The sequence below is a fragment of the Streptococcus sp. SN-1 genome, assembly GCF_041154385.1.
In the GTDB taxonomy this organism is placed as follows: Bacteria; Bacillota; Bacilli; order Lactobacillales; family Streptococcaceae; genus Streptococcus; species Streptococcus mitis_CT.
The window spans coordinates 637,496-659,250 of record NZ_AP028929.1 but is presented as its reverse complement, the minus strand read 5'-3'; the positions used below and the strand labels follow the sequence as shown (position 1 = coordinate 659,250).

General features: G+C 40.9%; 17 protein-coding genes and 2 pseudogenes. 2 read left to right on the top strand and 17 right to left on the bottom strand.

Annotation, left to right across the window (positions count from 1 at the left end; translation table 11 throughout):
• Positions 1-2 precede the first annotated feature (2 nt).
• Positions 3-566 (bottom strand): DivIVA domain-containing protein, encoded by a 564-nt coding sequence (locus tag ACAM22_RS02845; RefSeq protein ID WP_000247238.1) that lies wholly within the window; start codon positions 564-566, stop codon positions 3-5.
• 239 nt (positions 567-805) lie between these two features.
• Between ACAM22_RS02845 and ACAM22_RS02840 the strand changes: the two are divergent.
• A pseudogene (locus ACAM22_RS02840) lies at positions 806-941 on the top strand (IS630 family transposase); the annotation flags it as partial.
• Positions 942-1,187: 246 nt separating this feature from the next.
• Here ACAM22_RS02840 and ACAM22_RS02835 read toward each other — a convergent pair.
• From ACAM22_RS02835 to ACAM22_RS02780, 12 genes are all read right to left on the bottom strand, one after another.
• Complete coding sequence (locus tag ACAM22_RS02835; protein ID WP_261031000.1) at positions 1,188-2,552, bottom strand: amino acid permease; 1,365 nt, start codon at positions 2,550-2,552, stop codon at positions 1,188-1,190.
• A 75-nt stretch (positions 2,553-2,627) separates the two neighbouring features.
• Positions 2,628-3,110: a transcription elongation factor GreA gene (gene greA / locus ACAM22_RS02830; RefSeq protein ID WP_000818750.1), complete on the bottom strand. Its 483-nt coding sequence runs from the start codon at positions 3,108-3,110 to the stop codon at positions 2,628-2,630.
• 61 nt (positions 3,111-3,171) lie between these two features.
• Positions 3,172-4,914 (bottom strand): endolytic transglycosylase MltG, encoded by a 1,743-nt coding sequence (gene mltG / locus ACAM22_RS02825; RefSeq protein ID WP_369606935.1) that lies wholly within the window; start codon positions 4,912-4,914, stop codon positions 3,172-3,174.
• Between the two features lie 79 nt (positions 4,915-4,993).
• Positions 4,994-5,488: an N-acetyltransferase family protein gene (locus tag ACAM22_RS02820; RefSeq protein WP_369606934.1), complete on the bottom strand. Its 495-nt coding sequence runs from the start codon at positions 5,486-5,488 to the stop codon at positions 4,994-4,996.
• Positions 5,489-5,496: 8 nt separating this feature from the next.
• Positions 5,497-5,946, bottom strand: a complete 450-nt coding sequence (locus ACAM22_RS02815; protein ID WP_369606933.1) for a GNAT family N-acetyltransferase — start codon at positions 5,944-5,946, stop codon at positions 5,497-5,499.
• A gap of 9 nt (positions 5,947-5,955) precedes the next feature.
• Positions 5,956-7,290 carry a UDP-N-acetylmuramate--L-alanine ligase gene (gene murC, locus ACAM22_RS02810; RefSeq protein ID WP_369606932.1) on the bottom strand — a complete coding sequence of 445 codons (1,335 nt, stop codon included), beginning with the start codon at positions 7,288-7,290 and terminating at the stop codon, positions 5,956-5,958.
• A gap of 10 nt (positions 7,291-7,300) precedes the next feature.
• Complete coding sequence (locus tag ACAM22_RS02805; RefSeq protein ID WP_369606931.1) at positions 7,301-7,918, bottom strand: cystathionine gamma-synthase; 618 nt, start codon at positions 7,916-7,918, stop codon at positions 7,301-7,303.
• A 47-nt stretch (positions 7,919-7,965) separates the two neighbouring features.
• On the bottom strand, positions 7,966-11,064 hold the full coding sequence (locus ACAM22_RS02800) for a DEAD/DEAH box helicase (protein ID WP_369606930.1): 3,099 nt from the start codon (positions 11,062-11,064) through the stop codon (positions 7,966-7,968).
• A gap of 89 nt (positions 11,065-11,153) precedes the next feature.
• On the bottom strand, positions 11,154-12,320 hold the full coding sequence (locus tag ACAM22_RS02795; RefSeq protein WP_369606929.1) for a MalY/PatB family protein: 1,167 nt from the start codon (positions 12,318-12,320) through the stop codon (positions 11,154-11,156).
• Between the two features lie 7 nt (positions 12,321-12,327).
• On the bottom strand, positions 12,328-13,422 hold the full coding sequence (locus ACAM22_RS02790) for a cystathionine gamma-synthase (RefSeq protein WP_369606928.1): 1,095 nt from the start codon (positions 13,420-13,422) through the stop codon (positions 12,328-12,330).
• Between the two features lie 142 nt (positions 13,423-13,564).
• Positions 13,565-15,523 (bottom strand): peptide ABC transporter substrate-binding protein, encoded by a 1,959-nt coding sequence (locus tag ACAM22_RS02785; RefSeq protein ID WP_173278119.1) that lies wholly within the window; start codon positions 15,521-15,523, stop codon positions 13,565-13,567.
• Between the two features lie 204 nt (positions 15,524-15,727).
• On the bottom strand, positions 15,728-17,350 hold the full coding sequence (locus ACAM22_RS02780; protein ID WP_261202824.1) for a polysaccharide biosynthesis protein: 1,623 nt from the start codon (positions 17,348-17,350) through the stop codon (positions 15,728-15,730).
• A gap of 105 nt (positions 17,351-17,455) precedes the next feature.
• On the opposite strand from ACAM22_RS02780, the gene ACAM22_RS02775 reads away from it, so the two are divergent.
• Positions 17,456-18,901, top strand: a complete 1,446-nt coding sequence (locus ACAM22_RS02775; RefSeq protein WP_369606927.1) for a UDP-N-acetylmuramoyl-L-alanyl-D-glutamate--L-lysine ligase — start codon at positions 17,456-17,458, stop codon at positions 18,899-18,901.
• A 45-nt stretch (positions 18,902-18,946) separates the two neighbouring features.
• On the opposite strand, the gene ACAM22_RS02770 is transcribed toward ACAM22_RS02775, so the two are convergent.
• The 4 genes and pseudogenes from ACAM22_RS02770 to ACAM22_RS02755 all read right to left on the bottom strand — a co-directional run bounded on the left by ACAM22_RS02770 (position 18,947) and on the right by ACAM22_RS02755 (position 21,512).
• Positions 18,947-19,138, bottom strand: a complete 192-nt coding sequence (locus ACAM22_RS02770; protein ID WP_173267004.1) for a CsbD family protein — start codon at positions 19,136-19,138, stop codon at positions 18,947-18,949.
• A 100-nt stretch (positions 19,139-19,238) separates the two neighbouring features.
• Positions 19,239-19,889, bottom strand: a complete 651-nt coding sequence (locus ACAM22_RS02765) for a DUF1803 domain-containing protein (protein ID WP_369606926.1) — start codon at positions 19,887-19,889, stop codon at positions 19,239-19,241.
• Positions 19,873-20,329 (bottom strand): annotated as a pseudogene (locus ACAM22_RS02760) (UDP-N-acetylmuramoylalanyl-D-glutamate--2,6-diaminopimelate ligase). The gene ACAM22_RS02765 and the pseudogene ACAM22_RS02760 overlap by 17 nt, the downstream one beginning before the upstream one ends.
• A 247-nt stretch (positions 20,330-20,576) precedes the next feature.
• Entirely contained in the window at positions 20,577-21,512 is a 936-nt protein-coding gene (locus ACAM22_RS02755) for a manganese-dependent inorganic pyrophosphatase (protein WP_023943262.1), read from the bottom strand.
• Between the last annotated feature and the right edge of the window lie 243 nt (positions 21,513-21,755).

Here is a 21,755-nt window from a genome sequence, read left to right as displayed (position 1 = left end):
TACTAGTTCTCCTTTTCTATTTTTTCTACTTTAATACAATTTGATTTATTAAGGCGCGGGAGAAAGATAACCTGTTTTGAATTCTCACAAACATCTTCTGTTCGAGTAATATCTATTTCTATTTGTTCTTTTATTCGAGCAAAGTCCTCGGTCTCCGAGTTTTCAAAAGCATCTTTATATCGTCTCAAAGTGTCTTGCAATTCTTTAGATAACTCCTCTTTCTGCGCAACAACTCTATTTTTGATTCCGTTTAAAATTTCCATCGATTGATGAAAACGTGCAAATTCATCTGATATTGTTTTATTAGCATTATATAGCAACTCCGTTGCTTCTTGCTTAGCCTCTTCCACTAAACGTTTTGACAATTGTTTCGCATCAATAATAACCTCAGAAATAAGCTCCTCTTGAGAGCGAAATCCATGTAGTTGAACATTCAACTCTTCAATCATTTGTGCTTTCCCTTCAAGTTCTTGTTTGAGGCGTTCTTTATCCCCCTCTAAACTGCTAATCACATCATCAACTTCCTTTTTGTTATATCCAAAAAGACTTCTTCTTATATTCACCATATTTATTTCCTCTTTTGCAACGCCTGATACATAGTCGGATTTACCACATTTGTATTTCTTTATTCTACTTCACCAAACCATCATTATTATCAACTTGAAGTCCAAGTGATTTTTCATCATTGTTCCTTTCCTCAACTTTCATTTAACTAAAATATCTATGTAGAAAAAACATATAAAATTTATAACATTACATGGTTTCTAACTTATTTTCCGTATGCTATTTTAACAACTATACATTTTTACCTCTTCCTCCCTACTCACCTGAGTACAATCCCATTGAGAAAACATGGGCTCAATCAAAAAGCGCCTCAAAAAATATTACCAAGTTGCAATACATTTTACGAGACTATTTTATTCTCTTCTTGTTTCAATTGACCATGCTCTTTACTTTAGTTACACAAAGTCTCATATTAATTCTATTACCCCCCCCCCCCGAAATTGTCAATGATTTTTATGTTAAGTTTTTATTACATTTTCTTTACGTAGCACCTGTTTTCCTAAGAGATTAAACCTGACAGCTCAAAAATAATACTGATATAATACAGCGTACTATCCTAGATCCAAGCCGCTATATTTTTAAACAAAGAAAAACCCACCAACCTAAGCTGATGAGTTTCAAATCTATTTTCTAAATTTCCACTGGCTGTAAATCCCGAAACCAATAATCCAGATAGCTGAGCCGATTGCTCCTACAAATGTAGACTCTTGTAAAAAGAGGGTTACAAAGACAAAGACAAAGAAGAGCATGGTTAAAGGATTTAGGAAACGATAATGGGGCATGAGGTAGCCATCCGCCATAAAGTCTGGTGACTTGCGATATTTAAGGTGAGCAACCATGATCAAGATATAAATGGCGATATAGACACCTGATGACGATGCCGTAATCAAGGCAAAGGCATCGGAAACACCTGGCAATACGTTGATAAAGGCTGCTAGGGCAATCAAAACCGCTGAGGCAATGATGGCATTTTGTGGCACATTATGGCGAGAAAGGGTATCCGCCTTGATTGCTTTTAGGAATGGATTTGGCGAATCATGGGCAATCTGGTACAAATGACGACCTGTTGAGTAGAGGGTCGAGTTAAGGGCAGATGCTGCTGATGTCAAAACGACGAAGTTAATCAAGGCTGCCGCCCACTTGATACCGGCCAATTCAAATACTGTTACAAAAGGTGAATCAGCAGAAGCAAGCTCACGCCAAGGAATGATAGCCATAATGGCTAAGAGGGCACCACCGTAGAAAAAGGCGATACGCAAAGGAATTTCCTTAACGGCTTTTGGCAAGACCTGACGTGGATTTTTTGTTTCTGAAGTTGTGACCCCGATAAACTCAATCATAAGGTAGGCAAAGAAAACCATCTGGAAGGCCATGACAAAGTTAACTCCACCATTTGGGAAGAGGGAGAAATTGTCAGTAATATTTGCTAAACTTGCTACTCCATGAGGTGTCTTAAAGCCTGTCAAGACCATAAAGACTCCTGTGGCAATCATAGCTAAAATAGCCACAATCTTGACCATAGCAAACCAAAACTCAACTTCCCCAAAGAGCTTAACTGCAATCAGATTGACCAAGGCTAGAATGGTCAAAAATCCAATCTCAATCATCCAACTTGGCCAGCTAGGGAACCAAAACTGAACGTAGTGAGAGATAGCTGTGATTTCCGCCATACCGATAAAGACAACGGATAGCCAGTAAGACCAAACTGAGAAATAACCCCAGCCCTTACCCAAATGACGCGTGATAAAGTTGATAAAGGTATGTTGCTCAGGATCTTGATAAAGCATTTCCCCAACCGCACGCATCATGAGGAACATAAAGGCTCCAGTAATCATATAAATCAGTACAATGGAAGGACCTGTTAGGCTGATAGAGCGACCTGCTCCCAAAAAGAGTCCTGTTCCAATTGTTCCCGCAATGGCCATAACCTGCACGTGACGATTGGTCAGACCACGCTCCATCTTATTTTTTTTCTTCTTTGAACTCATATCGTCTCCAATTCAATTTAAAATGGAAAAAGGAGTGAGTGAAGCGCACTGCCTCCCCACTCCTTTCTTCTGTTTTTAGGCTGTTTTTTCAACCTTTAAGATTTTTACATCATAGCTACCAACAGGTGTTTCAATAGTTGCTGTATCACCTGTTTTCTTACCAATCAAGGCTTGTCCAATTGGACTTTCATTTGAAACTTTACCTGCAAAGGCATCCGCACCAGCTGAACCTACGATAATATAAACTTCTTCTTCATCCTCACCAATTTCTTGGATAGTGACTGTTTTACCAATCGCTACTTCGTCTTGGGCAACTGAGTCACTATTGACGATTTCAGCATAACGGATTTTTGTTTCCAAGCTAGAGATTTGTCCTTCGACAAAGGCTTGTTCATCCTTAGCCGCTTCGTATTCACTGTTTTCAGAAAGGTCACCGTATGAACGGGCAATCTTAATGCGTTCTACCACTTCTGGACGGCGAACCAATTTCAATTCTTCTAATTCTTTTTCAAGTTTTTCCTTTTCCGCAAGGGTCATAGGATATGTTTTTTCTGCCATTTTTCTCAACTTTCTTCTAATGATATTCTCTAAAGAAAATTATGTGAAGCATCACATGATTTTAGTTTGTTTGGTTTAATTTGCTGTTGACATGTTCAGCGACATTACGATCATGCTCCTCCTGAGTAGCAGCATAATAGACCTTGCCATCTGTAACATTAGCTACAAAGTATAAGTTATCACTCTTAGTCTGATTAATACTTGCCTCGATGGCATCCAAACTTGGACTATCTACTGGGCCTGGCATCAAACCAGCTTTCGTATAAACATTATACGGTGAATTAATTGTCGTATCAATTCCAGCATCATCAGCAAGACTAATCTTCTGACCAAGTTTGCCTTGGGCATACAAGATGGCAATATTGCTTTGAAGTGGCATACCAAGATTCAAGCGATTGTAGAAGACACCTGCAATCAACTTACGATCTTCAGTCTTAGCACCTTCTTTTTCAACAAGTGACGCAATTGTTAGCAATTCATTGACTGTCAAGTTTTTAGACTTGATTGCACTATAATGAGGCGCCAAAGTCTTGTCCATAGCTGCCAGCATCTCATCAATCAAGCTTTCAATAGTTGTGCTTTCCTTGATAGAGTAAGTCGCTGGGAAGAGGAAACCTTCTAAACGATAACGAACTCCACTTTCTTTCGTTGGCAAGCTTTCAAGTAGACTAGGATATTTGGCAACTTCTTGGCTGATAAAGTTCTCATCTTGAACTTTTGCCAGAAAGGCATCCGCTGTCAAAGGCTCTTTGAATTCACCTTGCAATTGACCTACTGCTTGTGCAATTTGATCAATCGTATAACCTTCTGGAATTGTTAAATTCGCAAGCGCAGGTTCTTGAGCTTCAGCTGTTCCACCTTTTTGTAGTTCGTGGATGATGTCTTCTGTACTCATGCTCTTTTGCAAATTGTAATAGCCAGATTTCAAATCTGAATAATTTTTATATTTCGCATAAAAAGCAAAAATCACTCCGTGTTTAATCAAGCCAGACTTTTCAAGAGTTGAACCAATTGTTTGAACATTAGCCCCTTCTGGGATTTGCACTGTCACATATTGTTTAGATGAAGCATCCACAGGCTGTAAAGATGACTGAACATACTGATAACCGAAGTAACCACCTGCTGAAATCAAACCTAGGAAAATCAGCAGAGAAATGAAGAAGGCCTTGAATCCTGATTTTTTCTTCTTAGTAGGCTGAATTGTCTCACGACGGCTACGACGTGGAGTTGCAGGCATTTCTTCTACAGCTTTCTTTTCCACTACTGGTTTTGAAGTAGGAACTTCTCTTTTTACCTCTCTCTGACCTTCCGTCTTATAAGAAACAGCTACCCTTGTTGGGATTTCATTAAATTCCTTCTCTACGTTTCTAGGACTAACAGGTCCTGGAGTTGGTCTTGATACTCCTTCCGCTGATGGAGTAGAAGGTCCTTCTTGACTCGGGTGACTAGGAGTAAGTGAAGCTTGTCTTGCAGTCTCTTCTGCTGGAGAAGAAGGAACATCTTGACTTGGATGGCTTGGAACAGTAAGAGTTTCTCTTTTTATCTCATCTGATGGAGAGGCTGGTAAATCTTGGCTGGGGTGAGTCGGCACGGTAGGAGCGTTTCTCATAATATCCTCTACAGCTGATAGAGAATCTTCCATCAAATCTTCTATTGACTGATCATTTTTAGAAGAAAGTTGGGGTTTTATTGAAGCTAAATTAACTTCTTCCTGATCTTCTTCATGTTTTTTAACTCGTTCTAAATCACGTAAAATCTGCTCTTTAAAGCTTAATTTTTCGTCTTCTCTTGATTTTTCACTCAAAAGTTTTTCCTCCTCGTTGACAATCCATAATATTATATCTTAAAAACGAAAGAAAAGCAACCTAGCATGCTTTTCTAGCTTATTTTTTACCTTCCCAGACCATATCATACCAGGTTTCCCCTGCAAAGGTTGACTGAGACAGACCTTCATTGACAAATCCATGCTTTTCGTAGTAGGCGATAAGATAGTCATGACAGGTTAGGTTAATGCCTTCTCTTTCGTGGGTAAGAGCCAGTTCTTTCAAGGCTGTTAGCAATTTCTGACCAAGCCCAAGTCCCTGTGCTTCCTTAGCAATAGACAGGCAGGTCACAGAGATATAGCCACCAGTCTCATGACTATAATCTTCTATCTCCTCTGTAAAAGACTGGTCTTGCAGATGGCGGTGCGGTCCAACTGGCCCTTCTATGTAACCCATGATTCTGCCTGCTTTTTCTGCAACCAGAAACGAGGTCTGAATTTCTCGCAAATGCGCCTCAAAAACAGAGCGAGGAATGGCTTCTTCAATCGAGAAATTTTCTAGTTCAATCTCAACGATACGATCCAAATCTTCTAATCTTGCTTTCCTAATTTCCATTTTGCCTCCTAAAAAAAGAGATTAAACCAAATCATACTAAAACACTGGCTAGTTGCATAAAGCGAAGTTTCTTCATCAATAAAACCGTTCATTTCAAAATAGGAAAGCAACTCAGAAGGACTCTCCAAACGAATCCCTTTGTAATCCAGCTCAACTGCCACATCTTTCAAAGCCGCAAGAAGAAGCGTGCCCAAGCCCTGTCTCTGATGGTCAGTATCAATGACTAAAGAATGTATTTCTAGACATTTCGGATTGTGTGGGTAAGGACCACCTAGAACATAGCCCAGAAGCTGATTTTCATCCCTAGCTAGAAGAAAGGTATCCGCACACTTACGGATACTTTCTTCTAAAATATGGGAAGGTTGATGCTTTTCAGCTGGAAAAGATGAAGCCTGGAGCGCCTCTATCTCAGCCAAATCAGACTTACTCGCCTGAATGATCTTAATTGAAATTTCCATGGTAATAGCCTATTGAACATTGCTTGTCAAGTTAGACAAGAGACGCTCAAATGAGTATTCATAGGTTTGGATGTCTCCTGCTCCCATAAAGACATAGACAGCATTATCATGGTCTAGGAGTGGAGAAACATTTTCAACAGTAATCACTTGATGTTTTTTGTTGATTTTATTGGCTAGGTCTTCTACCTTAACATCACCATGATCTACTTCACGAGCTGACCCATAAATTTGCGCTAGGTAAACAGCATCCGCTTGGTTCAAAGCGTGAGCAAATTCGTCCAACAAGGCAATGGTTCTTGTAAAGGTATGCGGTTGGAAGACTGCTACAATTTCCTTGCTTGGGTATTTCTGACGAGCCGCATCCAAGGTTGCAATAATTTCTGTTGGATGGTGGGCAAAGTCATCGATAATCACTGTATCATTGACAATTTTCTCAGTGAAACGACGCTTAACACCGGCAAATGTTTTCAAGTGCTCACGCACCAAGTTCAAATCAAATCCTGCTGTGTAAAGAAGACCAATAACAGCTATCGCATTCATGATATTGTGACGACCAAAGGTTGGGATGTGGAATTGACCCAATTCTTGTCCACGGAAATGAACTGTGAAGGTTGAACCAGTTGTTGAACGAAGAAGCTCACTAGCTACAAAATCATTGCCTTCAGCTTCAAAACCATAATAATAAATTGGTGAATCAGACGTAATTTTACGCAATTCTGCATCTTCACCATAGACAAAAAGACCCTTGGTAATTTGTTTGGCATAGTCGTTAAAGGCATTGAAAACATCCTCGAGACTTGTGAAATAGTCTGGATGGTCAAAGTCAATGTTGGTGATAATAGAGTATTCTGGATGGTAAGGCATAAAGTGACGCTCATATTCGTCAGATTCAAAGACAAAATATTTGGCATTGGCCGAACCACGACCTGTCCCATCCCCAATCAAGAAGCTAGTGTCTGTGATGTGAGACAAGACATGAGACAACATACCTGTCGTTGAAGTTTTTCCATGCGCTCCTGCTACTCCCATGCTAACAAAGTCACGCATAAAGCTACCTAGGAACTCATGGTAACGTTTGTAGCTGATACCATTTTGGTCTGCATAGGCAATTTCAACGTTGTTATCTGGACGAAAGGCATTTCCAGCGATAATTTCCATATCACCGTCTAGATTCTTTTCATCAAAAGGAAGAATGGTGATTCCTGCCTGCTCAAGACCACGTTGAGTAAAGTAGTACTTTTCAACATCTGATCCCTGTACCTTATGCCCCATTTGGTGCAACATCAAGGCCAAGGCACTCATCCCTGATCCCTTAATTCCGATAAAATGATATGTCTTTGGCATGTTTTCTCCCCTATTCTGTAATTCTGGTCAGATTCAACTCTTGGGCAACCCGACGTTCTTGTTCTGTTTGTTTACTTTTTTTATTGTAGATTTGGCTCTTCTTTAGAAAATCATAGTTGTTTTTCTTTGGAGCAGGTGCTGACACTTCTTCATTCTTGGTAGGGATAGAATGAACTTCTTCCGCCAAGATATAATGAGACTGGGTCAATTTTTGGCTATATTTGACAAATTCACCAGGATTTTCCTTTTGGAAAGGAGCTGTCGGTTGGTTACCCTGTCTAAGAAGGCCTGATTTAGAATGACGTCTCGCACGGCTGAAATCCTGAGTTAGATAGTTAGCAGAGCGTTTCTTTTTCAAGTCTGCACGCGCTTCTTCACGCGCCACCTCCGCATAGCTCTTTCCTTCTTTTTTAACCCCTAAAGGAGCTTTTTTAGGTTTCTCGACTTGCTTTTCAATCGGTTTTACTGGCACCTCTTCAGTAATAGGAGCCCATTCTAAATAATTTTTATCTCGATACTCACCCTTGATATTACTGATCAGATCAGACTCATCGTACAAGTTCATGACTGGCATTTCAGTCAGCATGACCTCGTCATCTGACACCAATGGAAATCGTTCTTGTTTCATTTTCTATTTCCTTTCAACACTTCATTATAGCGTATTGTCTTGATTTTTCAAGTGCTGGCTTCAGAAATTCCCAAAATTTCTCTAATTTCTGCTAGGGTCAGACTGCCACGTGACTCTGTTCCATCCAATACTTGTGACACCAGATGTTTCTTTTGTTCTTGGAGTTCCTGAATTTTTTCTTCAATGGTTCCCTTGGTTACCAAGCGATAGACCTCAACCGTTTCTTCCTGACCCATCCTATGGGCACGGCCAATGGCTTGCGCTTCCACCGCAGGATTCCACCAAAGGTCAACCAAGATAACCGTATCAGCACCTGTCAGGTTCAGTCCGACACCACCAGCCTTGAGGGAAATCAGAAAGGCATCTCTTTCCCCTTGGTTAAAGGCTTTGGTCATGTCTTGTCTTTCCTTGGCTGGGGTTGAACCTGTAATTTTAAAGGAAGTCATGCCCAAGTCTGGCAGTTCTTGTTCAATTTTCTCCAACATTCCCTTGAACTGCGAGAAAATCAAGACACGGTGTCCACCGTCTGCCACCTGTACCAGCAAGTCTCGGAGACTATCTAGTTTGCCACTGGCTCCCTGATAATCCTCCATAAAGAGGGCAGGAGTGTCACAGATTTGGCGCAAGCGCATCAGACCAGACAAGATTTCCACTCGACTACGCTGAAATTCCTGATCTGACACCTGAGCTAAACGGTCTCGCATCTGTTGCAACTGGGCTAGGTAGATAGCCTTTTGCTGGTCCTCCAGTTCATTCTTATAAACCACTTCGATTAAGTCTGGCAGTTCGGTCAGAACTTCTTCTTTCTTGCGCCGCATCACGAAGGGCTTGATAAACTGAGCTACGCGCTCAGCTGGTAATTTCATAAATTCTTTCTTGCCTGGCAAGAGTCCCGGCATGACGATTTGGAAAATAGACCACAACTCACCCAGATGGTTTTCAATCGGAGTTCCTGACAAGGCAAAGATCGACGGCACCACAAATTGTCTCAAGGTCTGGGCAATCTTAGTCTGGGCATTTTTCATGACCTGAGCTTCATCTAAGAAAAGGAAGTCAAAGGACATCCCCTGATAAAGTTCACTGTCCTGACGGAAGGTAGCATAGCTCGTCACATAGATTTGATGGCTTTCAGCAAGAATCTCTTCACGACTAGCTTTCAAACCATGCACAACAGCCACATCCAACTGTGGGGCAAACTTCTGAAATTCATCTGCCCAGTTGTAAATCAAACCTGACGGAGCTAAAATCAAGACTCGACTTGCTTTTGTCACTTGGCTGGTCAAAAATGCAATGGTCTGGAGGGTTTTCCCCAATCCCATATCATCAGCCAAAATCCCACCAAAACCATAATGATGGAGCATTTGCAGCCAGCCGATTCCCTTTTCCTGATAATCTCGCAAATCAGCCTGAACCTGAGTTGCTTGTCGAGGGAAGTCCTCTGGATGCGTCAAGTCGTGGGCCAGATTTTTGAATTCTTGTGAGAAAGAAACACGGTCACGCCCTTCAAAAAGATGAGCTAAGCTATAAGCCAAAGATTTCCGAGCCTGCAAGGTCCCATCTTTTAATTCAAACTGTCCTAGTTCCTGTAGATTTTGGCGAATTTTCTTGGTTTCTTCATCAAAAAAGTAGACTTGATTAGATGAATCAATGTAAAAATTCTTGTTGGCAAGCAAGGCCTGCATGGCTTGGTCAATTTCCTCTTGGGCAATATCTTGAAAATCAAATTGGATTTCCAAGAGACCTCCCTTGGAAGTAATCTGCACTTGAGGACTCGCCAGACTATAAAGTTCTTCTAACTTGTCTGATAGATCAACATTCCCGAGTTTTTCAAAAACTGGAATGATATCATGGAAGAAATGATAGACAGATTCTGCTTTTAAGGCCTGACGCCAAGATTGAAAGTCTGCTTCAAAACCAGCAGCCAAACAGACTTGGAAAACTCTTTCTTCTAAATCCGCATCACTCGAAAATGGCAATTCTTCTAGCTCCTGTCGGCTAGATACCTGTCTATCCCCATAGTCAAACTGGATTTCCAGACGAATCCGATTATCCTCTTCCCTGTCAAAGTAAAACGATGGCGAAAACGTTTTGATTTGTAAGCGTTCTGGAGCTGAAACAGTCCCCATCTGGCCAAAAAGAGTCAGACAAGAAGCCAACTTATCGCGGTCACTGCTATCAAATTGCAGGTGTTTTTTCCCATGTTGATCCACAGGCAACGCTTTGATTTCCTTTAGAAGACGCATCTGCTGGTCTCTTAGGAAATAAACCTGTCCTTTATGGAAAAGTACAGCTCCCTGATAAAAGACATTGACCCTGGGGCTCTCGCTGATTTCCATTTCAAAATAATCCGAGTATTCTGTTACTGTAAAGGTAAAGAGATTGGCATCCGCATTCATATCCTGAAAAAGCAGGGTTTGGTAGCTATCCACTTGATGGTCAAATTGAAAATGCGGCAAGGTCATCAGTAAATTCACACCCTGCTCAAAAAAGGTCAGAGGGAAAAAGAGATGACGGCCTTGATTTTGGAAAAAGAGGTCTGGAGCTAGTCCTTCCTCCGTTAGTCCCCGCAAGAAAGTCAAAAGTTCTTGGCTGGCCTCATCAAAGGATTCCCAAGACAAGGATTCCTCATAGGTTTTCCCAATCATATAAGGTTTTCTCTTCTCGACAACTTTTAAAAAGAGTGGGATATCCCGAATGACATAGTATTTTTGACTATTGACTTGCCCGATTCTCAGGGTCCACAAGATATGATTGGTTCCTGCTTCCACCTGCCCCACAGCCGATAATTCATAGGTTCGGTCTGGGTTTGGAGACAAGATTCGATCTAAAAATTTGCCACCCAAGGTCACCTTGGTTTCAACGGCTTCTTTTTCCTCATGACCTTCTTCCAGACTCTGCAAGATTTCCTGACCACGCTCATCATTTTTAAGAAAATGCTCCAACGCTGCCAAATGCACACAGTAGCCCCTCTTTTGGAAAAAATCGCAAGCACAAAAAACCAAATCATCCTCTAAACTATAGCGCAGTTCTTCTTCTGCAACGCGAGCGTAGAGCCGATTATTCTTTTCCTTGATGATGTCAACTTTACCAGTTTCATAAAGGGCAACGCCTTCGATACGGATTTTCCCCGGAATCAATTTAGCCATATTTTTACCTGTACCTTATCTTTTCATTATACCATATTCCCTACGAAAATAGCCTCCTAGGAAGACTTTTCTCCTAGAAGGCTGGATTTTTAAAGTTTAGCAAAAGTTGTCACAATCCGCTGACAAACTTCTTGCAGCAGAGATTTAGGCATAGCTACATTGAGGCGGGCATGGAGACTTCCTTCCTCCCCAAAATCCAAACCACGGTTGAGGATAACCTTAGCTTCATTTCTCAACAGCTCTTGCAATCTTTCATCAGTCAGATCATAGGCTGAAAAATCAAGCCAAATCAAGTAGGTTCCTTGCGGTTTCATGACCTTGATTTTAGTCTCTTTTCCAAATAAATCTACCACATAATTGATATGGTCTTCAAAGACTTGCTTGAGTTCCTCTAACCAATCTTTACCGTATCGATAGGCAGCTTCTGTCGCCAAATAACCCAAGCCTGAAATTTCATGCTGGTTATTGGCCAACTGGCGTTTCTGGTAAGCCAGTCTCAACTTAGGATTTTCAATGACTGCATAGGAATTTTTTGTCCCAGCAATATTAAAAGTTTTAGTGGCACTGCTCAAGACGATAGCCAATTCTTTGAAGGCAGGATTGATGGTATTGAAGGAATGGTGCTTATGACCAAAGAGGGCCAAATCTTGGTGAATTTCATCTGAAACTAGCAAAACACCGTGTTTTTGGCATAGTTGGCCAATCTTCTCCAACACTTCTTTTTCCCAAACACGTCCACCAGGATTGTGAGGGTTGCAAAGAATATAGAGTTTGACCTCCTCTTCCACCAAATCCTTTTCAAGTTGATCAAAGTCAATCTCAAACAGACCATCCTTTTCCACCAAAGAATTGGTAATCAATCTACGGTTGTTCAACTTGACACTGCGAGCAAAGGGGGGATAGACAGGTGTGTTAATCAGAACCGCTTCGCCTTCTTTTGTAAAGGCTTGAATAGCTGTTGAGATGGCTGGTACCACACCCTCGATAAAGACAAGAGCCTCTTTGTCAAAGTGGTAGCCGTGTTGTGTAGCTTCCCACTTTTGAACTTCCTTAATTAACTCTTCACTGGCATAGGTATAGCCATAGACCAATTGATCAGCGTAAGTCTGCACAGCTTGGCGGATTTCAGGCAAGACTACAAAGTCCATATCCGCTATCCAAGCCGGTAGGACTTCACTATCCGTTTCTGCCTCTTTCCATTTATAGGTATGGTGCCCTAAACGATTGGGCAGAGTTGTAAAATCATATTTCCCCATCTTTTTCTTATCCTTCTAAGGCTTGACGCAAATCTGCAATCAAATCTCTAGCATCCTCAATCCCAATTGACAAGCGCAAGAGGTCATCTGTCAAACCATAAGAATGACGCACTTCTGCTGGAATATCAGCGTGAGTTTGCGTCGTTGGATAAGTAATGAGACTTTCTACCCCACCCAAACTTTCCGCAAAAGAGAAGACCTTGAGACTGTTCAAAATATGAGGAATGCGTGTTTCATCGGCTACTTTAAAGGAAATCATGCCTCCACTACCAGTGTAGAGAACTTCCTTAACTGCTGGAGAATCCTTCAAAAAGGCAACCACTTCTTGGGCATTGGCTGTTGAGCGCTCCATACGAAGAGACAAGGTCTTGAGACCACGAATCAATTGATAACTGTCAAATGGAGACAAGACTGCCCCTGTCGTATTGAGATTGTAGAAAAGCTTTTCGTATAGTTCTACACTATTGGTCACAACCACTCCAGCCAAGACATCATTGTGGCCTGCCAGATACTTGGTTGCTGAATGAAGAACGATATCCGCTCCATCTTCAATCGGACGTTGGTAGATAGGACTGTAAAAGGTATTGTCCACCACCACTTTGGCACCCTTATCATGAGCCAATTTTGCTAGCTTTTCGATGTCAAATTCCAACATCAAGGGATTGGTTGGGGTTTCGATATAGAGAACATCCACATCTTTTTCTAACTCCGCAATCAATTCTTCTTCTGTATTGGCATAGGTGAAATGGAAACGACCTTCCTGCTCCACTTGATTGAACCAGCGGAAAGAACCACCGTAAAGATCACGCACTGCCAAGACCTTACTTCCTACTGGAAAGACGCTAAAGGCCAGTACAATAGCTGACATCCCTGAGCTAGTCGCTAGAGCATAGTCTGCTGACTCAATAGCCGCCAAGACTTCTTCCGCCTTACTACGAGTTGGGTTTTTGGTGCGCGTATAGTCAAATCCAGTAGATTGACCAAACTCTGGATGCTGATAGGTCGTTGAAAAATGAAGCGGTGTCACCAAGGCTCCTGTCGCTTCGTCTGACTTAATACCCGCCTGGGCTAAAATTGTGTTAATGTGTAATTCCTTGCTCATACAATTCCTCCAAATCTATAGTAACTATTGTACCACTTATTTTCATCAACTCATTTTCTTCTTTTCAAGAGCTAGTTATAGTTTCAAACTATATAAAAAACGACAGCTTCTTTCGAAACCATCGTTTTTTCTTGAAAAATCCTTATTTGACATGTTTTGCCAATTCTTCTTGGGCTTTTTTATTGGACTCTTCTTTTTCCTTCATCCATTTTTCTTTGGCTTTTTCATACTCGTCTTTTGTGACTGTCTTATCTTGTAATTTGAGATACTTGTATGATTCGACCCCTTTATTACCCGCCAATGAGAATGGGCTAGAGAAAGGAACTGTTTTTCTCAAAGTTGGTGTACCACCAAGTGATACGTTTGGAATTGCTAGTGAGCTATCTACCAACCAAGCTTGAGCCTCAGCGTATTTTTCATAACGTTTTGCTGGATCTTGCTCTTTATTAGCATCTTCTAACATCTGAGTGTAAGTATCTAGTCCAACTGCCTTAGCCTTGTCATTTACTTCTCCAGGCTCTAGACCTAAGTTTTGTAGAACTCCACCACTTTTCACATTAAAGATTTCAAGATAACTTGATGGGTCTTGGTAGTCTGCACTCCAACCACCATTGTATAAATCGTAATCTTTCTGAGCTGCAGTCTGAGCCAAATAGCTTGTATTATCAAAGTCTTCAGTAGAGAGTTGGTGAACATCAATCACAACATTATCAGCCCCCAAGACAGATTCAATCGATTGTTTCATGGAATTAATTCCTTGAATTTCTGCCTTATTGGTCAAATCTACAGATTTATCTAAGTGGATAGGGAATTGGACTCCTTTAGCTTGGAGTTCTTTCTTAGCTTCGGCAAATTTAGCCTTGGCTTTTTCTGGATTGTAGTATGGATCTTGAGCATCAGCAAAGTTGATTCCTTGCCATTCTTTACCATAATTGACCATCTTAGAGGCTACTACTTCACCAAAGTCTTTTCCGTTGATACTTACGAAGTTTGGTGGAACAACCAAATTACGTAAAATCTTAGTAGCACCATCTTCACCTTGAGATTGAGCACCATAGGCTGTACGGTCATAGGCAAAGTTAATAGCTTGACGGAAGTTCTTATTAAGAACGGCTTCTTGAGTCGATTTCTTTTCAGCATCACTCGTCTTAGCAGTGAATTTATAAGATTTTCTATCTAAGTTAAAGTTTAAGAAATAAGATGTCGCATCTTGAAGACTATATACGATATTGTCCTTGTTCTTCTCTTTAATCCCTTCAAAACTTGAGCTATTTGGATAGAGACGAGCATAACTATAGGCACCCTCCACAAAGTTACGTGCTAGTGCATCTTGATCACTACCATCAAAGTAAGCCAATTTCACATCATCTACAAAGACATTCTTGGCATCCCAGTAATTCGGATTTTTCTTGAATTCAATAACAGATTTTGAAACAAAGGATTTCATTAAGAAAGGACCATTGTACAAAATGCTAGATGGATCCACCTTGCCAAAATCATCCCCTTTAGATTTCAAGAAATCCGCATTAAGAGGAAAGAGAATTGTTGAAGTTGTTTTTGAATTCCAGTAAGGTTCTGGGCGAGTCAAAGTATATTGAACCGTTTGGTCGTCAATAGCCTTTACACCTACAGTTGAAAAGTCTTTCGTTTTACCGTTAATGTAGTCATCCAAACCTACAACGGATTCTTGTACTAGGTACAAGGCTTCTGATTTTTTATCAGCAGCATACTGAAGACCAGTTACGAAGTCTTTGGCAGTTACTGGGGCATATTCTTCACCTTCAGAGGTATACCATTTCGCTTCCTTACGAAGTTTGTAGGTATAAGTCAAACCGTCCTTAGAAACACTCCAATCCTCTGCCAAGGATGGAACATAATTCCCATATTGATCATTTTCCATGAGACCATCAACTAGATTAGTGATAATATCATTAGTTGTCGCACGATTTTCTGCTAAATAATTAAAACTAGATGGATCACTAGCATAGACATAATTATATGTTTTTGACCCTGTGCTAGAATTTCCACAGGCACTTAACAAAATACCTGCACTTAACACGACACCTGCAAGTGTTGCATACTTGGCCTTAGACTTTTTCATCTCCAGAACCTCCTGATTTAAATATTTGTCTTATTATACAACTTGAGTTTTATTTAGTCAATAGTTTTTTAAGTAAAATTTAAGAAAAATAAAATTACCATCTACAAACTTTATCTATTATTCTACAAATTAATAAAAAAGAGAATAATTTAAGCATTTCACGATAGAAATGTTCAAATTATCCCTTTTATTTATAAATGTTTTTTAAGTTAACTTTAATTTGATTCGTAAGCGATCTGCTTGGGCTTTTCCAATCACCTTATCCAATAAACGGGTACGGAGACTCAAGAATCCATAAACACCGCCACCCATGGCACCAACAAGGGCTACGTATAGGAAACTCCACAAACGTCCACTTGGTTGGAAGACAAATCCTAAAATCCACTGCAATGTCCCAACTACTAGAAACATGAAAAGAGTTAACAAACTGATTAAAATGGTTCTCTTCAAAATCACCTTACGCTTAACACCAGTTACTTGACAAATGTCCCGATACATCAAGACATTAGGAATAATGAGACCGATTGTAGTGGAAATCAAGGGTCCGTAACTATGGAAGAGAGCGATGGTTGGAAGTTGCAAAACTAGCTTGGCAATAGAACCATAGATAAAATAGAGAACTGCCTTGCGATTGTGGAACATGGCCTGAAGCATTGGAGACAAGACCATGTACAAGCCTAAAATAGTAGACTGCAAAACTGCAAAGACAAACAAGCCCATAGCCAAACTATCTGGCTTGCCATAAAAGACTGTATAAAGAGGTTCCCCTACCATGACCACTCCAACCGTTGCTGGTAGCAGGAATAAGAAAAGCATGGTGATGCTGTCCTGAACCAGACGAGAAGCCGCCTTCAAGTCTCCCTTGACATAGTTTTCAGTCAAAAGCGGCAAACCAACACTCCCAATCGAAACCCCAACAGAAATCAAAATCATAGTAATTTTATTCGGATTGGCTGAGAAATAAGAAAACATGACAACCAAGTCTTCATTACTATAGTTGGTAAACCAGCTCATACTATTGATAAAGGTCATCTGATCCAAGATTTGGAAAAGCTGGATGGCAGACCCTGTCAGGATGAAAGGAATGGCTTCCTTAATGGTATCGGCCAAAAGACGCTTGCTGTTGATCTTATCTCCTGTTTCAAGGACTCTTTTGAGTAATCCTTCTTTGGCAAGGAAATAAATCAAAACTCCAAAACTGGCTACCATGCCGACAAAGGCAGCAAAGGTGGATTGGGTAACCGCTGCTAGATAATCTCCTGAACCAATCTTCATAATGATAAAGGTAGCTAAAAGCATCCAGATAACACGAATGACCTGCTCGGCGATTTGGCTCATGGCATAAGGTTTCAGGTTATTCATCCCTTGGAAGAAACCTCGGATAACACTCATAGATGGGAAAATCAAGACCGCCCAAGCCAAGCTCTGCATGATTGGGATTAAGTCTTTGCCCACGCCAGATAAGTCTGCTAGCCAAGGAGCAAAGACATACAAGATTAAAGCAAAAACCAAACCTAGTCCTGTCATAAAACCTAAAAAGCTCCGAATCAGGGCAAAGCTATGCTCTTCTTCTCGCATGGTATTGTACTTGGCAACTTGCTTGGCCACCGCAACTGGAATCCCTGCTGTTGAAACCAGCAAAAACCAGGCATAGATATTGTAGCCCATGGTAAAAAGACCATTGGCCGTAGCTGCATAAGACCCCATCCAGATGTACCATGGGATAATATAAATAGCCCCGAGTAGGCGACTGATAAAATTACTAGCCGTTAGCCAAGCAGTCCCCCGTAACATCTGGGCCTGCTGGTGATTGTTTTCGTGCGACATAGATTCCTCATTCAATTTTGATAACTAGGAAAAACTCCTTATCTTCCATTATAAACTTTTCCTTGTTACTTGTAAATTTACGACTTTCGGTTTACAATAGAAAGTATGATTAAGATTGAAACCGTATTAGATATTTTAAAGAAAGATGGTCTCTTCCGTGAGATTATCGACCAAGGACATTATCACTACAACTACAGCCATGTCGTATTTGACACCATCTGCTATGACAGCCGCAAGGCTAAAGAAAAGAGCCTCTTTTTCGTCAAGGGTGCTGCCTTTAAGAAGGAATTCCTGATTTCTGCCATCTCTCAAGGGCTCGATTGGTATGTGGCTGAAAAAGACTATGAGGTTGGTATTCCTGCTATCATCGTTAGTGATATCAAGAAAGCCATGAGTTTGATTGCCATGGAGTTTTATGGCAATCCACAGAAAAAACTTAAACTCCTTGCCTTTACTGGTACTAAGGGTAAGACAACAGCAGCCTATTTCGCCTATAACATCTTATCTCAAGGGCATCGACCTGCTATGCTCTCGACCATGAACACAACTCTAGATGGCAAGACTTTCTTTAAGTCTGCATTGACAACCCCTGAGAGTATTGACCTCTTTGATATGATGCATCAAGCTGTGCAAAATGACCGCACCCACCTCATCATGGAAGTCTCCAGTCAAGCCTATCTGGTCAAACGTGTCTATGGTCTAACCTTTGATGTGGGAGTTTTCCTCAATATCAGTCCCGACCATATCGGCCCGATTGAACACCCTAGCTTTGAAGACTACTTCTACCACAAGCGTCTCTTGATGGAAAATAGCCGAGCAGTCATCATTAATAGTGACATGGATCACTTTTCTGTCTTGAAAGAACAAGTGGCAGATCAAGACCATGATTTCTATGGTAGTCAGTCAAGCAACCAAATTGAGAATTCCAAAGCCTTTAGTTTTTCAGCTATGGGTAAACTCGCTGGAGACTATGATATCCAACTGATTGGTCACTTCAACCAAGAAAATGCCGTTGCTGCAGGACTTGCTTGTCTCCGTCTCGGAGCTAGTCTTGAGGACATCAAAAAAGGAATCGCTGCAACCCGTGTTCCTGGTCGTATGGAAGTCCTCACTCAGGAAAACGGAGCCAAGGTCTTCATCGACTACGCCCACAATGGTGACAGTCTCAAAAAACTCATCAAGGTTGTAGAGACTCATCAAACTGGAAAAATTGCTCTGGTTCTGGGTTCAACAGGAAATAAGGGAGAAAGTCGTCGTAAGGACTTTGGCCTTCTCCTCAATCAACATCCTGAGATTCAAGTCTTTTTGACTGCTGATGACCCCAACTATGAGGACCCAATGGCCATTGCAGATGAAATCAGTAGCTACATCAATCATCCTGTTGAAAAAATTGCGGATCGCCAAGAAGCCATCAGGGCAGCTATGGCTATCACAAATCACGAATTAGATGCTGTCATTATTGCTGGTAAGGGAGCTGATTGCTACCAAATCGTTCAAGGCAAGAAAGAAGCCTATCCAGGAGATGCAGCCGTCGCAGAAAATTATTTATAAGATAGAAAAATCAAGGGAAATGAAACCCCTTGATTTTTTCTATCTTTATTTAAAAGCGTTTTTCAAGCCTTCAACGGCACCTTCTACAGCACCTTTAGCATCTTCAACAACTTCTTTTGCCTTAGCAACTGTCTTTTCTACAGCGCCTTCTGCTTCAGTCTTGCTATCCCCAGCAACCTTACCAAATCCTTCTTTGATAGCGCCTGTTGCTTGTTCCAATTTGTTTTCAAGTGACATTTGATTGTCTCCTTTAGTTTATTCCGATATGTGTTACCGGTTACATATAGTTTATACCGAATACTAAGGAAAGTCAAACAATGTGCTCAGAAATAAGAAATCACGCCAAGTAGAAAGTTAATCTTTCCTTATCAAAATCGATAGCCAACTTATACTTTCCATCTTCATTTTGGACAATATAACCTAGGACAACTAAACTGTCCACAAAGATATCACGGCGTTTCTGCATAAGCTGGTCTTTTTTGAGAAATTTCAACAAAAAAGTCGTCATATATTTAAGAGCATACTCAGGATTAACATCTCCCAAAATGGCATAGAGTTCTTGCTGTTTTTCTGTCAAAGGATACTGATGTTTGATCTTGTAGAAATAATTGGAAAGAGTCATTTTAGTTCGCGCAAAGTCCGTCTTTTCAACTAAAATAGCTGCATTGGTTTGATTGCGCAACTCCGTCTCAAACCCCTGCTCTAACAAGGCTTGATAGGTCGGACTATCTTCGCTGACAAAAATCTCTTGGTCCAGTTCGAGACTATCAAGGGACTCCAGCATAGGAAGATTAAGATAATAGCGCTTATTTTCTCGTAGAATCAAGCCAGCCTTTATATACTCTTCCATGAGTTTATCAACTGCTAGATCTGGAAATTGAGCCTTGATTTCCCGCAAAATCACATCCTCATGCTGGTCCAGATAGCGGATCAATTCTCCAAAAAAAGGCTGTCTCGTCAAACGAGATGGATTAAAAATCTGAATCATGAAGATTCCTTTCTTTACATTCTAACAGAGGCGATGCTGCCAACTGACTAGTATTGGTACCAGCTTGATTCATAGAAACAGGCAGGCCTAGTCCTCTGTAATATTCTCTCCAAAAATCACTAATATCCTGCTCCCCATCTCCAAATTTCATGGGTATGGTCTCAAAAATCGGGAGGATTTCTACCATATACTGAGAACAATAAAAACCAATTCCATCTGGATAGAAAGAAGCATTATAGGGAGCTCCAAGATGTTTGCAAGCTTTTTCCTTCACAGACTGGATATCCATTTCTGGGTAGACATAGAGGTCGTACAAATGATTGGGCTCAAAGAAGTCTGCCGGTTCTTGACAGACAACACCAGCCTATCCACTAGCGTGGTAAATCCATCCCATCCAAATAAATCGCAACATGGTTATAGTTGCCTGTGGAAGTCTGGATGGCCTATCACATATCTGATTCATCTCTCACAAAAATCATACTCTTCGAAAATCTCTTCAAACCACGTCAGCGTCGCCTTACCGTACTCAAGTACAGCTTACGGCTAGCTTCCTAGTTTGCTCTTTGATTTTCATTGAGTATCAAATCGCCATTTTCTAACATGCTTCACTCCTAGAAAAAAGGAGCCGAAACTCCTTTCGATATAAGGCAAACTAGCCTATTCTAATTTGAATTAACACTCAAAATCTTAAGAATTGAAGCTTTCAGTCAATTGAGGTACCACTTGTTTCTTACGTGAAACGGCACCAGCAAGGAAAGCATGGTTGTTTTCAAGTTTGAAGTTGAAAGCCGCTTCGACCTTGTCCATATTGGCACCAAGAGCCAAGATTTCTGAGTTTGAGTTGACGATATCTGTAATCATCAAGACAAAGTCAGAGTAACCGTTTGCTGCGTTGGCAGCTTGCATTGCAGCTTCAATTTCTGCTTGACGTTCCAAAACTTCAGCGATGTCAACTGTGTTTACTTGAGCAACACGGACATTATTTCCGTTCAATTCAAAAGTTTTAGCATCGATGTCAATCAATTCTTCAGCAGATTTGCTAGCCAAGTTTGTACCAGCTTTCAACATAGCCAAACCATACTCTTCCAAGTTTACACCAGCCAATTCAGCCAATTCAGGAGCAATAACTTTATCTGTTGGATGTGTTGTTGGTGATTTCAAAAGAAGGGTATCTGAAATCAGACCTGAAAGCATCAAACCAGCAATCTCTTTAGGCACAGCCACACCATGTTCTTTGAACATACGATAAACGATTGAAGACGCTGAACCAACTGGCTCCAAACGCATGTAAAGTGGACTTGCAGTTTCAAAGTTAGCCACACGGTGGTGGTCTACAACACCATAAACTTCTACTTCAGCGATATCTGATACAGATTGTTGGAATTCATTGTGGTCAGTCAGGATAACTTGCTCTGCGCCTTCTGCTTTAGCAGAAGTGATAACACGCGGTGCTTCCACACCAAAATAGTTCAAGACAAAGGCTGTTTCTTCATTTGGAGTTCCAAGGGCAACAGCTTCCGTATCCAAACCGTAAGCTTCTTTTGCAAGGTAGGCAAAGGCTACAGATGACCCGATGGCATCTGAGTCTGGATTTTGGTGACCAAATACTAGAATCTTAGACATGATAATACCTCATTTTGTTTATTCTCTTTATTGTAGCATTTTTTTCGCTTTTTGACAAAAGTAAGAGGAGTCAAAGGACTCCCCGCTACTCTTCAAAATAACTGATACTCTTCGAAAATCTCTTCAAACCACGTCAGCTTCGCCTTGCCGTAGGTATGGGTACTGACTTCGTCAGTTCTATCCACAACCTCAAAACAGTGTTTTGAGCTGACTTCGTCAGTCTTATCTACAACCTCAAAGCAG

Bases quoted from the DNA above. Each gene is read 5' to 3' on its own strand.
- greA (WP_000818750.1), bottom strand. From the start codon at position 3,110: ATGGCAGAAAAAACATATCCTATGACCCTTGCGGAAAAGGAAAAACTT.
- ACAM22_RS02765 (WP_369606926.1), bottom strand. From the start codon at position 19,889: ATGATTCAGATTTTTAATCCATCTCGTTTGACGAGACAGCCTTTTTTT.
- ACAM22_RS02845 (WP_000247238.1), bottom strand. From the start codon at position 566: ATGGTGAATATAAGAAGAAGTCTTTTTGGATATAACAAAAAGGAAGTT.
- ACAM22_RS02795 (WP_369606929.1), bottom strand. From the start codon at position 12,320: ATGGGGAAATATGATTTTACAACTCTGCCCAATCGTTTAGGGCACCAT.
- ACAM22_RS02770 (WP_173267004.1), bottom strand. From the start codon at position 19,138: ATGTCACTTGAAAACAAATTGGAACAAGCAACAGGCGCTATCAAAGAA.
- ACAM22_RS02820 (WP_369606934.1), bottom strand. From the start codon at position 5,488: ATGGAAATTAGGAAAGCAAGATTAGAAGATTTGGATCGTATCGTTGAG.
- ACAM22_RS02800 (WP_369606930.1), bottom strand. From the start codon at position 11,064: ATGGCTAAATTGATTCCGGGGAAAATCCGTATCGAAGGCGTTGCCCTT.
- ACAM22_RS02785 (WP_173278119.1), bottom strand. From the start codon at position 15,523: ATGAAAAAGTCTAAGGCCAAGTATGCAACACTTGCAGGTGTCGTGTTA.
- murC (WP_369606932.1), bottom strand. From the start codon at position 7,290: ATGCCAAAGACATATCATTTTATCGGAATTAAGGGATCAGGGATGAGT.
- ACAM22_RS02835 (WP_261031000.1), bottom strand. From the start codon at position 2,552: ATGAGTTCAAAGAAGAAAAAAAATAAGATGGAGCGTGGTCTGACCAAT.
- ACAM22_RS02755 (WP_023943262.1), bottom strand. From the start codon at position 21,512: ATGTCTAAGATTCTAGTATTTGGTCACCAAAATCCAGACTCAGATGCC.
- ACAM22_RS02790 (WP_369606928.1), bottom strand. From the start codon at position 13,422: ATGAGCAAGGAATTACACATTAACACAATTTTAGCCCAGGCGGGTATT.
- ACAM22_RS02775 (WP_369606927.1), top strand. From the start codon at position 17,456: ATGATTAAGATTGAAACCGTATTAGATATTTTAAAGAAAGATGGTCTC.
- ACAM22_RS02780 (WP_261202824.1), bottom strand. From the start codon at position 17,350: ATGTCGCACGAAAACAATCACCAGCAGGCCCAGATGTTACGGGGGACT.
- ACAM22_RS02815 (WP_369606933.1), bottom strand. From the start codon at position 5,946: ATGGAAATTTCAATTAAGATCATTCAGGCGAGTAAGTCTGATTTGGCT.
- ACAM22_RS02805 (WP_369606931.1), bottom strand. From the start codon at position 7,918: ATGAAACAAGAACGATTTCCATTGGTGTCAGATGACGAGGTCATGCTG.